The organism is Ferrovibrio sp. (genome assembly GCF_002796975.1).
Taxonomy (GTDB): Bacteria; Pseudomonadota; Alphaproteobacteria; order Ferrovibrionales; family Ferrovibrionaceae; genus Ferrovibrio.
Genome location: NZ_PEKV01000004.1, coordinates 208173 through 224205, shown reverse-complemented (window position 1 = coordinate 224205; position 16033 = coordinate 208173). Strand labels below are relative to the sequence as shown.

The 16033-nt window shown below is 63.8% G+C and carries 16 protein-coding genes and 1 tRNA gene; 12 read left to right on the top strand and 5 right to left on the bottom strand.

The features are described from left to right. Positions 1-42 precede the first annotated feature (42 nt). Positions 43-921: a LysR family transcriptional regulator gene (locus CTR53_RS03740; RefSeq protein WP_290809458.1), complete on the top strand. Its 879-nt coding sequence runs from the start codon at positions 43-45 to the stop codon at positions 919-921. A gap of 91 nt (positions 922-1012) precedes the next feature. Here the strand turns inward: CTR53_RS03740 and CTR53_RS03735 are convergent, their stop codons facing one another. From CTR53_RS03735 to CTR53_RS03725, 3 genes are all read right to left on the bottom strand, one after another. Beyond that, positions 1013-1852 carry an SDR family NAD(P)-dependent oxidoreductase gene (locus CTR53_RS03735; RefSeq protein ID WP_290809457.1) on the bottom strand — a complete coding sequence of 280 codons (840 nt, stop codon included), beginning with the start codon at positions 1850-1852 and terminating at the stop codon, positions 1013-1015. A 23-nt stretch (positions 1853-1875) separates the two neighbouring features. Then, entirely contained in the window at positions 1876-2331 is a 456-nt protein-coding gene (locus CTR53_RS03730) for a MarR family transcriptional regulator (RefSeq protein ID WP_290809456.1), read from the bottom strand. A gap of 245 nt (positions 2332-2576) precedes the next feature. Further along, the gene (locus CTR53_RS03725; RefSeq protein ID WP_290809455.1) at positions 2577-2975 is read right to left on the bottom strand and encodes a polyketide cyclase; all 399 of its coding nucleotides are present in this window, start codon (positions 2973-2975) and stop codon (positions 2577-2579) included. A 349-nt stretch (positions 2976-3324) separates the two neighbouring features. Here CTR53_RS03725 and mnmA point away from each other — a divergent pair, with 349 nt between their 5' ends. The 7 genes from mnmA (at position 3325) to cysG (ending at position 11075) form a co-directional block, all read left to right on the top strand. Continuing rightward, positions 3325-4488 (top strand): tRNA 2-thiouridine(34) synthase MnmA, encoded by a 1164-nt coding sequence (mnmA, locus tag CTR53_RS03720; protein ID WP_290809454.1) that lies wholly within the window; start codon positions 3325-3327, stop codon positions 4486-4488. Between the two features lie 84 nt (positions 4489-4572). Then, a tRNA-Met gene (locus CTR53_RS03715) sits at positions 4573-4648 on the top strand. 77 nt (positions 4649-4725) lie between these two features. Then, on the top strand, positions 4726-5325 hold the full coding sequence (locus CTR53_RS03710; RefSeq protein WP_290809453.1) for an ANTAR domain-containing response regulator: 600 nt from the start codon (positions 4726-4728) through the stop codon (positions 5323-5325). A gap of 292 nt (positions 5326-5617) precedes the next feature. After that, positions 5618-6928 (top strand): CmpA/NrtA family ABC transporter substrate-binding protein, encoded by a 1311-nt coding sequence (locus tag CTR53_RS03705; RefSeq protein WP_290809452.1) that lies wholly within the window; start codon positions 5618-5620, stop codon positions 6926-6928. After that, positions 6921-9368 (top strand): nitrite reductase large subunit NirB, encoded by a 2448-nt coding sequence (gene nirB, locus CTR53_RS03700; protein WP_290809451.1) that lies wholly within the window; start codon positions 6921-6923, stop codon positions 9366-9368. The genes CTR53_RS03705 and nirB overlap by 8 nt, the downstream gene beginning before the upstream one ends. Positions 9369-9379: 11 nt before the next feature. After that, a complete protein-coding gene (nirD, locus tag CTR53_RS03695) occupies positions 9380-9721 on the top strand; it encodes a nitrite reductase small subunit NirD (RefSeq protein WP_290809450.1) in 342 nt (113 codons plus the stop codon). 1 nt (position 9722) lies between these two features. Next, positions 9723-11075, top strand: coding sequence for a siroheme synthase CysG (cysG, locus tag CTR53_RS03690; protein WP_290809449.1), 1353 nt, complete (start codon positions 9723-9725; stop codon positions 11073-11075). Here the strand turns inward: cysG and CTR53_RS03685 are convergent, their stop codons facing one another. After that, positions 11076-11411, bottom strand: a complete 336-nt coding sequence (locus tag CTR53_RS03685; protein ID WP_290809448.1) for a DUF1491 family protein — start codon at positions 11409-11411, stop codon at positions 11076-11078. It abuts the gene before it with no gap. A gap of 27 nt (positions 11412-11438) precedes the next feature. Beyond that, positions 11439-12362 carry a DMT family transporter gene (locus CTR53_RS03680; RefSeq protein ID WP_290809447.1) on the bottom strand — a complete coding sequence of 308 codons (924 nt, stop codon included), beginning with the start codon at positions 12360-12362 and terminating at the stop codon, positions 11439-11441. A gap of 185 nt (positions 12363-12547) precedes the next feature. Here CTR53_RS03680 and msrA point away from each other — a divergent pair, with 185 nt between their 5' ends. The 4 genes from msrA (at position 12548) to CTR53_RS03660 (ending at position 16030) form a co-directional block, all read left to right on the top strand. Continuing rightward, a complete protein-coding gene (gene msrA / locus CTR53_RS03675; protein WP_290809446.1) occupies positions 12548-13210 on the top strand; it encodes a peptide-methionine (S)-S-oxide reductase MsrA in 663 nt (220 codons plus the stop codon). 42 nt (positions 13211-13252) lie between these two features. Then, entirely contained in the window at positions 13253-13717 is a 465-nt protein-coding gene (locus CTR53_RS03670) for an Lrp/AsnC family transcriptional regulator (protein WP_290809445.1), read from the top strand. Beyond that, positions 13714-14361, top strand: a complete 648-nt coding sequence (locus CTR53_RS03665) for a LysE family transporter (protein ID WP_290809444.1) — start codon at positions 13714-13716, stop codon at positions 14359-14361. The genes CTR53_RS03670 and CTR53_RS03665 overlap by 4 nt, the downstream gene beginning before the upstream one ends. Positions 14362-14446: 85 nt before the next feature. After that, the gene (locus tag CTR53_RS03660) at positions 14447-16030 is read left to right on the top strand and encodes an ABC transporter substrate-binding protein (RefSeq protein WP_290809443.1); all 1584 of its coding nucleotides are present in this window, start codon (positions 14447-14449) and stop codon (positions 16028-16030) included. The last annotated feature ends 3 nt before the right edge of the window (positions 16031-16033 follow it).

The window sequence follows — 16033 nt, the reverse complement described above, 5'->3', positions numbered from 1 at the left end:
TGAATAATACTGATCAATATAATCTCAAAACGAGATATATCCATGGACCTGACCGACCTGCATGTCTTTCGTACAGTTGTAGAAGCTGGCGGCGTCACGGCCGCCGCCAACAAGCTGCATCGCGTGCAGTCGAATGTGACGGCGCGCATCCAGAAATTGGAAGAGGATCTCGGCACGCCGCTGTTCACGCGTGCGGGCAAGCGGCTGCAGATCACGCCAGCCGGCCGCACCTTGCTGGACTATGCGCATCGCCTGCTGGCGCTGGCCGAAGAAGCGCGCGCGGCATTGCAGACTGACGCGCCGCCGCGCGGCCTGCTCACACTGGGCACGATGGAAAGCACCGCCGGCGTGCGCCTGCCCGGGCCGCTGGCCGAATATCATCGCAAGTATCCGGACGTGCGCGTCGAACTGCATACCGGTTCACCGCGCGAGCTGATGGCGAAAGTGCTGGCAGGCGAGAGCGATGCGGCGATGGTGACCGAGCCAGTGAGTGAGCCGCGCCTCGCCACCCTGCCGGTGTTCGACGAGGAACTGGTGCTGGTGACGGCCGCGGATCATCCGCCGGTGAAAAAACCGGGCGATATCCGTGGCGAAGCCAGCGTGCTGGTGTTCCATCCCGGCTGTCCGCATCGCGAGCGGCTGGAGCGCTGGTTCGGCCAGGGCGGCCGCGAGATCGCGCGCACGGTGGAACTGGCGTCGTATCATGTGATGCTCGGCTGCGTGGCAGCCGGCATGGGATCGGCGCTGATGCCGCGCAGCGTGCTGGAGGGCTATGTCGGGCGCAGCAAGCTGCGCGAACACAAACTGCCGGCGCCGTTCCAGCGCGCGAAGACGCTCTTGGTGTGGCGCAGGGACCAGCCGCAGGCGAAGGTGTCAGCGCTGGCGGAGATATTGAAGAAGGGTGGGAAGAGGGTGGCGTAATTGCGGCGAGCACAACGAGCCACAATCGCCGCTACCCTGTAAACCACCATCCTCAGGACAGGCCCGAGGATGGCGATCTGCTGTCCAGCCGTTACGCTGCTGCCTTTGCTGCAGCCGCCACCCGTTCGGCCCGTGCCAGAACTTCAGGCGCATGATCGGCGTGGGTGACGATCAGCGGTTCGTCGCGTTCGACCCCGGCCAGTACGATCTGCGCCAGCCTGTCGGCCGGCATCGGGTCGGCCATCAGCTTCTCGAAAGCGGCCTTGATCCTGTCGCGCATCTCAGGCGGTGTGCGCGAGATAACGGTGAGGTCTGCCGGGCGGTTGCGCTCCGAGTGCATGATCTGACTCTGCACGCCGCCCGGACAGACGACCGAAACGCGGATATGCGGCGCCATATACTGCAATTCGGTGGCCAGCGATTCCGACATACCGACCACGGCATGCTTGGCGGCCACATAGGGCGACAGGAAAGGCGGCGAGGTGACGCCCGCTACCGACGAGGTGTTGACCACATGCGCGGGTCGGCCCGGCTGCATCAGCATGGCCGGCACGAAGGCGCGGATGCCGTTGGCGACGCCGAAGACATTGACGTTGAACACCCATTGCCAGTCCTGCGGCTGGCTCAGCCATTGCGGCCCGAGCGAGCCACCGACGCCGGCATTGTTGACCAGCAGATCGATGCGATTGCAGCGCGACAGGATTTCGCTGGCGGCGGCCTGCATGGCCTCCGCATCGCTGACATCGCAGACCAGCGCCTCGACTTTCGCACCCTCGGCGCGCAACTGTTCAGCCGTCGCATCCAGCGCCGGCTGTTCGACATCCAGCAGCGCGAGATGCAGCCCGCGCCCGGCCAGCGCGCGGGCCAGCGCCTTGCCGATGCCGCTGGCGCCGCCGGTGATGACGGCCACCTGGTCTGGCATGAGTTTCATGATCCTGGTCCTTTTTCGTATTTCTATTCAGTGATGTCGCCGGGCAGTATGGCGGTGAAGCGGCCGAGCAGGGAGGACAGCTGTGCGATGTCCCTGTCGCTCCAGCCGGCTCTGAATAGATCGGTCGCCATGCGACGGAATGTGGCTTCGGCTTCGGCAATGCGCGTGCGGCCGGTCCGGGTCAGCGTCACATAGGCCACACGGGCATCGCGCGGATCGGCCTCGCGCTTCACCAGGCCGGACTTTTCCAGCGGCAGGGCCATGCGCGTGATGGTGGACTGGCTGGTATGCAGCCGGTTGGCAAGATCGACGCGGCGCAGCCGCTGCAGCGGCGCGCGCGACAGCTGCAGCAGGAACAGCAGCTCGTTCAGCGCCAGGCCATGCACGGACCCCAGCTCGGGGCTGAAGCGGGCGTCGAGCCAGGCAGCGCTGCGAAACAGCCGCAGCAGAGCGGAAAAGGCGGGGTCATCCTTGGGCATGCGGCCGGATATATGCCGATATACTTCCGGACGCAAGGATTATTATTGTGCAGGCTGGGCCGGCTGGGATGATGGGAGGCTGGCATGTGGCGGCACTGATGCCGGGCAGCTACCCACAATCGTCATGCCTGGGCTTGTCCCGGGCATCCATCTCCATTGCTGCCTGGTCATGGCCGCGCCGGAAGGGGAATGGATCCTCGGGTCAAGCCCGAGGATGACGGTCTTTGGGTGGTTTGGTGCCGCAGCTAAAACTGCCGCTTCAACTTCTCCAAATCCCTCTTCACCCACTCCTCATCCCGCGTCCGCGTCGCGTCATCCATGCCGGGCTGGCGGAACAGCGTGAAGATCACTTCGGTGCTGTCGCCATTCGCAATCGCGCGCATCGGCACGATCACCACGCTGCCATCGGGCAAGGTCACGCGGTGGTCCAGAATCCCGAAGGCGTTCGGCGGGGTGAATACAATTGTCACCAGGCCGACGCCGTCCTGTTGCGCGGTCCAGGCGCCGGTCGCCGCATCGAACTGCATCGCGCCAAGCCCGCTGGCCCAGTGCTTCCAGTTCTCCGGATCGGCCAGAAAGGCATTCACCAGCTCGAAGGGCTGCGGGATCGAGACCGAAAGGTGCTTGCAGGGCAGGGCTGACATGTGGCGCGTCCTCCGCTTGCCGGAATGTCGAGTTCGTGATATGTTCTCATAAGACGGACCGCCTGTCGAGGCATTCTCGCGGCGGCCCACCACCGCATACAGATGTATGTTCAAACTCCGAAAACCAGCAGTCGAAAAACACGCGAAACCGCTAAGTCCGCTTAAAATAAGCACTAAATAAGCCAATATAAGCATCCTATAAGATGAAATAAGCACGCTGTAAGCCGCTCCAGGACGCTCCCAAGATCGGCCAGACGCTCCTTTAAGGCCGGAGTTATGTTGGACTCTCAACTTGTTATGGGCGGAACGGCCGTTATATTCCGCCCGCACGCCAAAACGCCGCAGATCAATGACCGCCACGACCGCCACCACTGCCGTCAATTCGCTGGGCTTTGCCAAAGCCCCGGCGGACACGCGCGTGGTCGTCGCCATGTCGGGCGGGGTCGATTCCTCCGTGGTCGCCGGGCTGCTCAAGCGCCAGGGCTATGACGTCATCGGCATTACGCTGCAGCTCTATGACCACGGCGCGGCGATTGCGAAAAAAGGCGCCTGCTGCGCCGGCCAGGATATCCACGACGCGCGCATGGTGTCCGAGCGGCTGAACATTCCGCATTACGTGCTGGATTACGAAAGCCGCTTCCGCCAAGCGGTGATCGACGAATTCGCCGACTCATATGTGCGTGGCGAGACGCCGATCCCCTGCATCCGCTGCAACCAGCGCGTCAAGTTCCGCGACCTGCTGGAGACCGCGCGCGATCTCGAGGCCGACTGCCTCGCCACCGGCCATTATGTGCAGCGCGTGGTCGGTGAGGATGGCCGCGGGCAGTTGCTGCGCGGCAGCGATCCGCGCCGCGACCAGAGCTATTTCCTCTACACCACGACGCAGGAGCAGCTCGATTTCCTGCGCTTCCCGCTGGGCCATCTGGAAAAGCCCGACGTGCGCAAGCTGGCGGAAGAATTCGGGCTCATCGTCGCCGACAAGCCGGACAGCCAGGATATCTGCTTCGTGCCCAATGGCGACTATGCGTCGGTGGTCAGCAAGCTGCGGCCCGAAGCGGCCGAGCCGGGCGAGATCCTGCATGTCGACGGCAGCGTGCTGGGCAAGCATGACGGCGTGATCCATTTCACGGTCGGTCAGCGCAAGGGGCTTGGTATCGCCGCCGCCGAACCGCTTTACGTGGTGAGGCTCGATGCCGCCACGCGCCGCGTCGTGGTCGGCCCGCGCGAGGCGCTGGCGCGCAAGGTCGTGGCCCTGCGTGAACTGAACTGGCTGTCGGGCCCGATCCCGGCTGAAGGACTGGATGTGACCGTGAAGCTGCGGTCGGCGCAGCCGGCGGTCGCGGCGCGGATTTTCGCGGCCAGCGAAAAGGCGACCGCCCGCCTTGAACTCTATTCGGCCGAATACGGCGTCGCACCCGGTCAGGCCGGTGTGGTCTACGCCGGCGACCGCCTGCTCGGCGGCGGCTGGATCGCGCGTGCCGAGGGCGTTGAAGGCGCCGGATTAGCGGCCTGAAAACAAGGGCTTGCGGCCCGCTTGACAGAATCGGGCCGGCCCCGTATTTCATGCGCCTCCCGGGCTTCCCGGGGTCTTTAGTGTGGCTGGATAGCTCAGTTGGTAGAGCAAGGGACTCATAAGCCCTGGGTCGGCGGTTCAAATCCGCCTCCAGCCACCACTAAACCTCCCTTCATTCGATCCGGTACGCATCTTGCTACGTGACAGGGACCAGTTCCCGTCCGGTACCCAATGCTGATGTCCGTCGCCACCCCTACCATTCGCCTGCTTCTGATCGACGAAAATCCCGATCGCGCCGTCGTGCTGGCCGCGGCGCTGCAGGGCGAGGGCTATACGCTGGTGGCGCAGCTGACGCCCGGCGAGGTCTCGGCCAAGCGTGTGCAGGAGATCGCGCCCGACGTGATCATCGTCGACATGGAAAGCCCGTCGCGCGACACCATCGACAGCATGCGCCAGATCAACGCCGACCAGCCGCGTCCGATCGTGATGTTCGTCGATGAATCCGACGACGGCATGATCCGCGACGCCATGCAGGCCGGGGTTTCCGCCTATGTGATCGACGGTATGAATCCGAAGCGGGTGAAGCCGGTCATCGATGTTGCCGTTGCGCGCTTCCGCGAATTCCAGGCGCTGCGCGACGAGCTGAAAAAGACCAAGGCGACGCTGTCGGAGCGCAAGCTGATCGAGCGCGCCAAGGGGCTTCTCATGCGCGAACGCCAGCTCAGCGAAGATGAGGCGCATGCCGCCCTGCGCAAGCTGGCGATGGATCGCCAGCAGCGTCTGGTCGAGGTGGCGGAGGCGCTGCTCGCCTTTGCCGACGTGCTGAAGAAGAAGTAGGCAGTCCGCCGCGGCATCCGCCTGAAATTTGTGCAGTGCAGTGAAGCTGCCGCGGTTTTTCCGACTATCTGTGCAGCCAGAGGCTGGCACACTTCCTGCTAATTAAAGATCGAGCTTCCCGCTGCAATGGCGCAGCGGGATCGACCGGATCCTCCAAGCAGGGCCTCCCCAGGCTTGTCTCAGAGGCGACCGGTCCCGGACCGGACAATGGCGTCCCGCGATGTGGCCTCTTCACAGGGCCGATGTCGAGGGACGCTTTTTTATTGGCCGCAGCAGGCGGAAGGACCAGTGCATGCAGACCACGACGCTCACGGCCATGCGGATCGGTTTCATCGCACTGACCGACTGCGCGCCGCTGATCGTGGCGAAGGAGAAGGGCTTCTTCGAACGGCATGGGCTCGACGTCACGCTGCAGCGCGAACCCAGCTGGGCCAACCTGCGCGACAAGGTGGCGCTCGGTGCGCTGGATGCAGCCCACATGCTGGCACCGATGCCGCTCGCTGCCACGCTGGGCGCCGGCGGCTGGAAACAGCAGCAGATCACGTCGTTTGCGCTCAACCTGAACGGCAATGCCGTCACCATCTCGACGCGCCTGTGGAACCGTCTGGCCGATGCCGAGCCGGCACTGGTGCAGGATCGTCACGAAGCCGGCAATGCCCTGCGCCGCCTGATCGCCGCCGACCGCAAGGCGGGACGGCCGCAGCTCACCTTCGCCACCGTGTTCAACTATTCCTCGCACCAGATCCAGCTGCGCTACTGGCTGGCTTCGGCCGGCATCGATCCGGATCGCGACGTGCAGCTGGTGATCGTGCCGCCGCCGCAGATGACGGATCGCCTGGCACTCGGCGAGATCGACGGCTTCTGCGTCGGCGATCCGTGGAATTCGCTCGCTGTGCTGCGCGGCGTCGGCCGCATCCTGATCACCGGCTATGAAATCTGGAACAACCGCATCGAAAAGGTGATCGGCACCAATCGCGACTGGGTCGAGCGCAACCCGCTCACTCACAAACAGATGCTGATGGCGCTGCTTGAGGCTGCCGCATGGCTCGACCGGCCGGAGAACCGTCTGGAAGGCGTCGAGATCATGGCCAAGCCCGACTATATCGGGCCGGAAGCAGTTGAAGCGATCCGCCTCGGCATGCTCGGCATGCTGCGTTACGGCCTCGATGTCAGCCCGGAGCAGATACCGGATTTCTTCGTCTTCGGCCGCTACAGCGCAAACTTCCCCTGGCGCAGCCAGGCCGACTGGTACTTGACCGAGATGCGGCGCTGGAAGCTGATCGATCCCGCCACCGATATCGCGGCGGTCGCGGACTGCGTCTACCGCACGGATCTCTACCGCGAGGCAGCCGCCGCACTCGGCAAGCCGTTTCCGCTGATCGACCGCAAGCCGGAGGGCCTGCATGCCGGTCCCTGGACGCTGGCGCAGGCCAGCGCGCCGATCCCGATGGGCGCCGATCTGTTCTTCGACGGGTCTTACGTGTCCTCGGCGCGGCCGGTGGCGCACGCAGATGTCAGTACGGCCGCCGCACCGACGGATCGGACCATAGCATGGGAGGACGTCGCCGGTCGCGACGCAGTGGGGAGTAAGAGCAGTGGCTGAGAGATTACTCATCGTCGGTAATGGCATGGCACCGGGGCGGATGCTGGAGCATCTGCTGGAGAAAGCGCCGGGCCGCTACGACATCACCATCTTCAATGCCGAGCCACGTGTGAACTACGACCGCATCATGCTGTCGCCGGTGCTGTCGGGTGAGAAGAACTACGAGCAGATCGTTATTCATGGCGACGGCTGGTACATCAAGAACGGCATTACCCTGCACAAGGGCACCAAGGTGGTCGGCATCGACCGCGCAGCCAAAACCATCAGCACCGACAACGGCCTGGTCGAAAGCTACGACAAGCTGGTGATCGCCACCGGCTCGGTGCCTTTCATCATTCCGGTGCCGGGCCATAATCTGCCCGGTGTGCTGAGCTACCGCGATCTCGACGATGTCGATGCGATGATCCTGGCGTCGAAAGCGCGCGGCAATGCGGTAGTGATCGGCGGCGGGCTGCTCGGGCTGGAAGCCGCTGCGGGTTTGGCCGAACAGGGCATGGATGTCACTGTCGTGCATCTGATGCCGACGCTGATGGAGCGCCAGCTGGATGCCAATGCCGGCTATCTGCTGAAGAAGGAAATCGAGAGCCGCGGCATCAAGGTGATCACCGGCGCCAATACCAAGGCGATTCTCGGCAGCAATCGCGTCGAAGGCGTGCAACTGGAAGACGGCACGGTGATTCCGGCCGCGCTGGTGGTGATGGCGGTCGGTATCCGGCCGAATGGCTGGCTCGGCAAGGAAGCCGGTCTGACAGTGAACCGCGGCATCGTGGTCGATGACCAGATGCGTACGTCCGATCCCGACATTTTCTCTCTGGGCGAATGCGTCGAGCACCGCGGTGCCACCTATGGTCTGGTCGCGCCGCTTTACGAGATGGCCGGCGTGCTGGCCAAAACGCTGATCGACGAACCGGCCGCCTATAACGGCTCGGTCACCGCCACCAAGCTGAAGGTCACCGGCATCAGCCTGTTCTCGGCCGGAGATTTCGCCGAGGCGAAGGATCGCGAGGAGATTGTGCTGCGCGATGCCGCCCGCGGCGTCTACAAGCGGCTGGTGCTGCAGGATGGCAAGATCATCGGCACCGTGCTTTACGGCGATGTGGAAGACGGCGCCTGGTTCTTCCAATTGCTGCGCGAAGGCGCCGACATCACCGAGATGCGCCAGACGCTGATCTACGGGCAGGGTTATGCCGGTGGCGCCAAGCTGGATCCGATGGCGGCCATCGCCGCCTTGCCGGATGACGCGGAGATCTGCGGCTGCAACGGCGTGTGCAAGGGCAAGATCACCGGCGCGATCACGGCCAATGGCCTGACCAACCTTGAGGAAGTGCGCGCTGTTACCAAAGCCTCCGCTTCCTGCGGTTCCTGCACCGGCCTGGTCGAGAAGCTGATCGGGCTTACGCTCGGCGACTCTTACGCGCCGAAGACCAGCAAGGCGGCCTGCGGCTGTACCGATCTCGGCCATGACGATATCCGCCGGCTGATCGTGGCCAAGGAGCTGAAGTCGATCCCGGCGGTGATGCAGGAGCTGGAGTGGAAAACCTCCTGCGGCTGCAGCAAATGCCGCCCGGCGCTGAACTACTATCTGCTCGCCACCTGGCCCGGTGACTATGTCGACGACAACCAGTCGCGTTATATCAACGAACGCGCGCATGCCAACATCCAGAAGGACGGCACCTATTCGGTGATCCCGCGCATGTGGGGCGGCATGACCAGCGCCGCCGAACTGCGCGCCATCGCCGACGTGGCCGACAAGTTCAATATCCCTTCTGTAAAGGTGACCGGCGGGCAGCGTATCGACCTGCTGGGCGTGAAGAAGGAAGACCTGCCCGGCGTCTGGGCCGATCTCAATGCCGCCGGCATGGTTTCGGGCCATGCCTATGCCAAGGGTTTGCGCACGGTGAAAACCTGTGTCGGCAGCGAATGGTGCCGTTTCGGTACGCAGGATTCGACCGGGCTCGGCATCAAACTGGAGAAATTCACCTGGGGCAGTTGGACGCCGCACAAGGTGAAACTCGCGGTCTCAGGCTGTCCGCGCAATTGCGCCGAAGCGACAGTGAAAGACATCGGCATCGTCTGCATCGACTCTGGCTACGAGTTTCATATCGGCGGCGCCGCCGGGATGGAGGTGAAAGCCACGGTTCTGTTATGCAGGCTGGAGACCGAGGAAGAGGTGCTGGAATATACCGGTGCCCTTATGCAGCTCTATCGCGAGCAGGCGCATTACCTCGACCGCATCCACAAATGGCTGCACCGCGTCGGCCTCGACACGGTGAAAAAACAGATCGTCGAGGACCACGAGCGCCGCCGCGCCCTGTTCGCCCGCTTCGTACATGCGCAGAAGTTCGCGCAGATCGATCCCTGGGCCGAGCGCGTCAACGGTGCCTTCGGGCATGAATTCAAGCCGCTGGCCGATCTGCGGCTGGCCAGCGCGGCTGAATGAGGAGTATTGCGATGAACACCACCGACTGGCTCGAGATCGGCAGGCTGGACGATATCCCGAAGCGCGGCGCGCGCGTGGTGAAGACTGCGCGTGGCGATATCGCCATCTTCCGCACCATGGACGATCAGGTCTTCGCGCTTGACGACAAATGCCCGCATAAGGGCGGGCCGCTGTCGCAGGGCATCGTTCAGGGCGAGTCCGTGACCTGCCCTTTACATAACTGGGTGATCAGTCTGAAAACCGGCGAAGCTCAGGGCGCCGACCAAGGTTGCACCCGGACCATCGCGGTGCGGCTGCAGGATGGCCGCATCCAGCTATCCTGGCCGGCCGTCCCCGCTGTCAAAGCGGCATGACATGACGGAAACCCGCAGCATTCTGCCTGCACCGCAGCGCATCGGTCCGCTTGCCAAACTGCCGGTCTTTCTCGACCTGCAGGGCAGGCGCGTCGTTGTGGTTGGCGATACGCCGGCTGCCGCCTGGAAGGCGGAACTTCTGGCGGCGGCCGGCGCGGATGTGGTGTGTATCGCACGCGGCTGGCGGGCCGAGGATCTGACCGGCGCCACGCTGGTCGTGATTGATGCGGCGGATGCGGCCGAGGCCGCTGCGTTCCGTGCGGCGGCGAAAGCGGCCGGTGCGATCTGCTCGGCCATCGACAAGCCGGATCATTGCGACGTGCAATTCGGCGCTATCGTCAACCGCTCACCGGTGGTGATCGGCATTTCCACCGATGGTGCGGCGCCCATTCTGGCGCAGGCGATCCGCCGTCGCATCGAAACGCTGCTGCCGGCCTCGCTCGGCGCCTGGGCGTCGGTGGCCAAACGCATTCGCAAGAAGATGGCCGAACGGCTGCCGGCTGGCGGTCTGCGCCGCGCTTTCTGGGAACGCTTTGCTGAGCGTGCCTTTATCGAACCGACCGTGCCGACCGATATCGAGATCGCACCGATGAAATCTGCAGGCGGCCATGTCACGCTGGTGGGTGCCGGTCCGGGCGATGCCGAACTGCTGACGCTGAAAGCGATGCGCGCGCTGCAATCGGCCGATGTGATCCTGTTCGACGATCTGGTATCGGATGAAGTGCTGGAACTCGCGCGCCGCGAGGCCAGGCGCATGATGGTGGGCAAGCGCGGCGGCCGGGTGAGTTGCCAACAGGAAGACATCAACGCGCTGATGATCAAGCTGGCACGCCAGGGCAAACGCGTCGTGCGGTTGAAGTCCGGCGATCCGATGGTGTTCGGCCGTGCCGGCGAGGAGATTGCAGCGTTAGAGTCCGCCGGTATTCCGGTCGCTGTCGTCCCTGGCATTACGGCGGCGCTGGCTGCGGCCAGCAGCCTCGGCGTGTCGCTCACCCATCGCGATACGGCGCATTCGGTACGCTTCGTCACCGGTCATTCGCGACAGGGCGCGCTGCCCGACGACCTTGACTGGCGTGGGTTGGCGGACGCGGAAACGTCGCTGATGGTCTATATGGGCGGTCGCACCGGCGGCGCCTTTGCGGCGCGCCTGATGCGGGAGGGCCTGCCGGCGTCGACGCCGGTGGTGGCTGTCAGCGCCGTGTCGCGCCGCGATGAGGTGCGCTGGACCGGGCTACTCTCGGAGCTTGGCGATGCGCTGTTGCGGATGGGTGTCGAACAACCGGTGCTGGTCGGGATCGGGCAGGTGTTTGCTACCGCGCGCGTTGCTGCGGGCAGCATTGAAAAGGTCGCCTAGTTACAGCAGCGGCCCTTCGACGAAGATGCGGCCTTTGCCGTCTTCCACTTCGATCACATAGACATCGGGATCGCGTTTCACGGCCTTCTCGATAGCCGCCTCGGCATCGGCCTCTGCAATCGCGCCACCACCCTGACGCAGCCAGCCGGGCCGGCCTTCGGCATCGCGCGCCTGGCTTAACAGCAGGGCCTCTCGCGGTCCGAGCGCAATCTTCAGCAGCACCGTGCCGGAATCGGGATCGCCCTTGCGCCGGATATAGGCGGGGATCGCTTCCAGGTCGTAGCGACGCAGGATGGCCTGCACCAGCAGCCGGGCTTTCAGGCGAGGTTCGGTCATGGCCTCAGGCTGCACCAGCTGGAGAAATTATTCCACCGGTTCGCTTCGAAGCGCCTCGTCGCGCGCCTTGATGCGCTCGCGGTGCAGCACGTAGAGTCCGCTGCCCACCACAATGACGATGCCGGCAAAGGCGAGTGTGTTGGGGATATCGCCCCAGACCAGGTAGCCCGCACCCAACGCCCAGATCAGGCCGGTATAGCGGAAGGGGCTGATGGTGGCGATGTCGCCATGGCGGAAGGCATCGACGATCAGCAGATATCCGACGATCAGGAACAGGCTGGCGCCGCCGAGCAGCAGCATCTCGCGCCAGCCGACCGCCACCCAGCCCTCGAAGGCCGAGAGCGCCAGCGCGCCGACCAGAACGAAGATCGCATTGGCCAGCGCCACCGCCAGCGAGGACACAGTCTTGTCGATCCGCCGCGTGCTGAGGTCACGGGCGACGATGAAGATCGTGGATGCGAGCGCCACCAGCGCATAGGCGTTAAAACCTTCTGCGCGCGGCTGCACGATCAGCGTAACGCCGACGAAGCCGAAGACGACGGCTGTCCAGCGTCGCCAGCCGACGGGGATATGCAGGAAGATGGCAACCACTGCGGTGAGCAGCAGCGGCGTGCTCATGTTGATCGCCGTAACATTGCCGATCGGCATATGGAACAGCGCGATCAGATAAAGGATCGTGGCCACCACATCGATGGCGCTGCGGGTTATCACCGCACGATCCATGCAGCGGCGCAGTTGTGCGGCCTGGCCGGTCGCCAGCAACAGCAGGAGCAGCAGCGCGGCGGTCAGCACATTGCGCGTCGAGATCAGCTGGCCGGTCGGCACGGTGGTGCTGGCCAGCTTGATCAGCGAATCATTGGTGACGAAGGCGGCCATGCCGAGCACCATCGAGGTGATGCCGCGACGGGTGCCGGTACCGAACAGGCGGGAATAAAAGGGCGTGGGGGGCACGGGGATGACGACAGACACGAAATGAGGGGAGAAGGCGGCGAAAGCGGTGTTGTGCTTTTGATTTCCTTGATCAGGCACACTACCTTTTATTCACCCCGCCGCAAGGCAGGTCGCCGCAGGGCAGGGCTGAGCGAAACGCAGGTCTCTGCCTTCCAGGGGCGCTGCAACATACTTCGGAGGATGCCATGTGGTTCCAGGCGCCACGCCATAAAGTCGAGATGCCGCCGCGCGACCGCGCGCTGCCCGGCCGGGCCGAGGTCATGCCGGTACCGGCAAAGCATGATGTGAATGGCAATCCGCTGAAGGGGCCGTTCCCCGAAGGCATGGAGGTTGCGGTTTTCGGCCTCGGCTGCTTCTGGGGTGCCGAGCGCAAATTCTGGCAGGCCGGGCCCGGCGTCTACAGCACGTCGGTCGGCTATACCGGCGGCTACACGCCCAATCCGACCTATGAAGAGGTCTGTTCCGGCCTGACCGGCCACAATGAAGTGGTGCAGGTGGTTTTCGATCCGAAGCTGATCAGCTACAGCGAACTGCTCAAGCTGTTCTGGGAGAGTCACGATCCCACCCATGGCATGCGTCAGGGCAACGACGTCGGCACGCAGTACCGCTCGGGCATCTATGTCACCACGCCGGCGCAGAAGCAGGCGGCCGAGGCCTCGCGCGATGCCTATCAGGCGGCACTGACTAAAGCGAAGCGGGCCAAGATCACCACCGAGATCATCGCCGCGCCGGATTTCTATTATGCCGAGGACTATCACCAGCAGTATCTGGCCAAGAATCCCAACGGATACTGCGGGTTAGGGGGTACTGGCGTGTCCTGCCCGATCGGCTTGGGTGTCGCGCCGTAAGTTTTTCTTAACTTTTGGCTATCTGCCGGATATATTTCCGGCATGGACGAGTTAGACCAGAAAATTATATGGCATATTCAGCATTTCGGCCGTAGTTCGTATGCCGAGATCGGCGGAGCTGTCGGTCTCTCGGTCTCGGCGGTGAACGAGCGGCTGAAAAAGCTGGAAAAGCAGGGTGTGATTGCCGGCTGGACGGCGCGGATCGACCCGCTGGCGGCCGGCAACGGCGTGCTCGCCTTCGTCTATGTACTGATCGAGCGGCCGGAACACGAGGCGGCCTTCCATGCGCTGGTGCGCGACGAGCCGGCGATCCAGGAATGCCACCATGTCGCCAGCGACTGGTCGTATCTGCTGAAGGTGCGGACGGCGAGCCTGCTGGCGCTGGAGGAACTGGTGGCGCGCAAGATCAAGGCGCTGCCGGGCATCCCGCGCAGCCAGAGCATCATCGTGATGTCGACCGCCAAGGAAACCGCCGCGGTGCCGGTGCATCTGTCGCAGCCAACATGATACCGGAGGCGGATCTGTTCCTGCGCGGCATCCTGCTCGGGCTTGCCGTGGCAGCACCCGTGGGGCCGATCGGCGTGCTGTGTATCCAGCGCAGCCTCGCTGGCGGATTCTGGACCGGATTCAGCGGCGGAATCGGTACGGCAGTCGCCGATGCGCTTTATGCCGCGCTGGCTGCTGCCGGTTTCGCCGTGCTGCTCGGCGGAAATCTCGGCACGGCCGGTCCGGTGCCGGTTCAGCAGATTCTGCAATGGGGCGGAGCGCTGTTCATCGCCTGGCTCGGCTGGCGCACTTTTTCGTCGGCACAGGCGACGGAAGATGCTGCGAATGCGCCCAATCAAGAGCAATTCGGCCAGGGAAGTCCGCTGCGGCTGTTCGCCGTCACCTTTGCGCTGACCATGAGCAACCCGGCGACAATTCTTTCTTTCGCGGCACTGTTCGCCGGCCTGGGTCTCGCGGCCGATCCCAGCCTCGCCGCGGCGACCAGTGCGGTTGCCGGAGTTTTCATCGGTTCGCTGCTGTGGTGGGCACTGCTGAGTGGCGGAATCGCCGCGCTGCGGCATCGCGTGGGTGCAGAAATGCGCCGCGGGATCAACCGCATTGCGGGCCTGATCCTGATCCTGTTCGCAATCGCACTCGTCATTTAGCCGACCCTTGTCTCGCTTCGCCTGAATCGGCAAGCTGCCTCCCAGTCTGGCGCAACGAGGCGCCCATTGAGGGGAGACGAATCTGATGATGATGATGCGATGGAAAACGCTGACCGCGGCTGTCGCGCTGTCGGCCGGCCTGATGGCGGGTCCGGTACTGGCGCAGGAGCTCAAGATCGGACTGTCGGCCGAGCCGAGCGCGCTCGATCCGCATTACCACAATCTCGGTCCGAACAATCAGATCGCCTATACGATCTTCGACACGCTGATCCTGCAGGATGAGAACCAGAAGCTGGTGCCGGGTCTGGCCGAGAGCTGGAAGCCGATCAACGAAACCACCTGGGAATTCAAGCTGCGCAAGGGCGTGAAATTCCATGACGGTACGCCGTTTAATGCCGCCGACGTGGTGTTCTCGATCAACCGCCCGGCCAAGGTGCCGAACAGTCCGTCGTCGATGATCATCTTCACGCGCTCGATCGCCGAAATGAAGGTGGTGGACGATTACACGATTCATTTCGTCACCAAGGCGCCGTATCCGCTGCTGCCGACCGATCTCAGCCGTGTCGCCATCATGTCGGCCGAGGCCGCCAAGAGCGGCGTCGCCGAAGGCATGACCACCGAGGCCCTGTCGAAGGGCGAGGGCCTGGTTGGCACCGGTCCGTACAAGTATGTCGAATGGGTGCGCGGCAACCGGCTGGTGGTCGAAGCCAACAAAACCTACTGGGGCGGCAAGCCGAACTGGGAGAAGGTGACTTACCGTCCGATGTCGAACGATGCCGCGCGCGTTGCCGCCTTGCTGTCGGGCGATGTCGACATGGTCGAGAATCCGCCGCCGGCCGATCTCAAGAAGCTGCGCGCCAATCCGAATGTGAAGATCAGCCAGGCCGTTTCGAACCGCCTGATCTACATCCATCTCGACAGCTTCTCGGATCCGACCACCGTCGGCATCCCGGACGCGAACGGCAAGAACCCGCTGAAGGATGTGCGCGTGCGCAAGGCGCTGTCGATGGCCATCAACCGGCAGGCGATCGCCGATCGCGTCATGGAAGGCCTCGGCCAGCCGACTGGCGACTTCCTGCCTTATCCCATGTTCGGTACCCGCAAGGATGCCAAGCCGGACAAGTACGACCCGGATCAGGCAAAGAAGCTGCTGGCGGAAGCCGGGTATCCGAACGGCTTCTCGATCACGCTCGGTACGCCGAACGACCGCTATATCAACGACGCGGAAATCTCGCAGGCGGTGGCCTCGCAATGGACCCGCATCGGGGTGAAGACCAAGGTTGAAGCCGTGACCAAGACCGTATTCTTCAAGAACCGCGACTCCCATGCCTATTCAGCTTATCTCGCGGGCTGGGGTGCCGGCACCGGCGAGATGTCGGATCCGTTGCGTGCGCTGGTCGCCACGCCCAACAAGGACAAGGGCATGGGCACCACCAACAAGGGCCGCTATTCCAATCCGAAGATGGATGCGGTGCTGGAAGAAGCGCTGAAGACCGTGGACGATACCAAGCGCGAGGCCCTGCTGCAGCAGGCCTCGAAAATGGCACTCGACGATCAGGCGCTGATCCCGATCCATATCGAAGTGACGCCCTGGGCCACCCGCAAGGGCCTGAGCTACAAGGCGCGCGCCGATCAGTACACCTTTGCCAATGGCGTGACGCGCAACTGATCG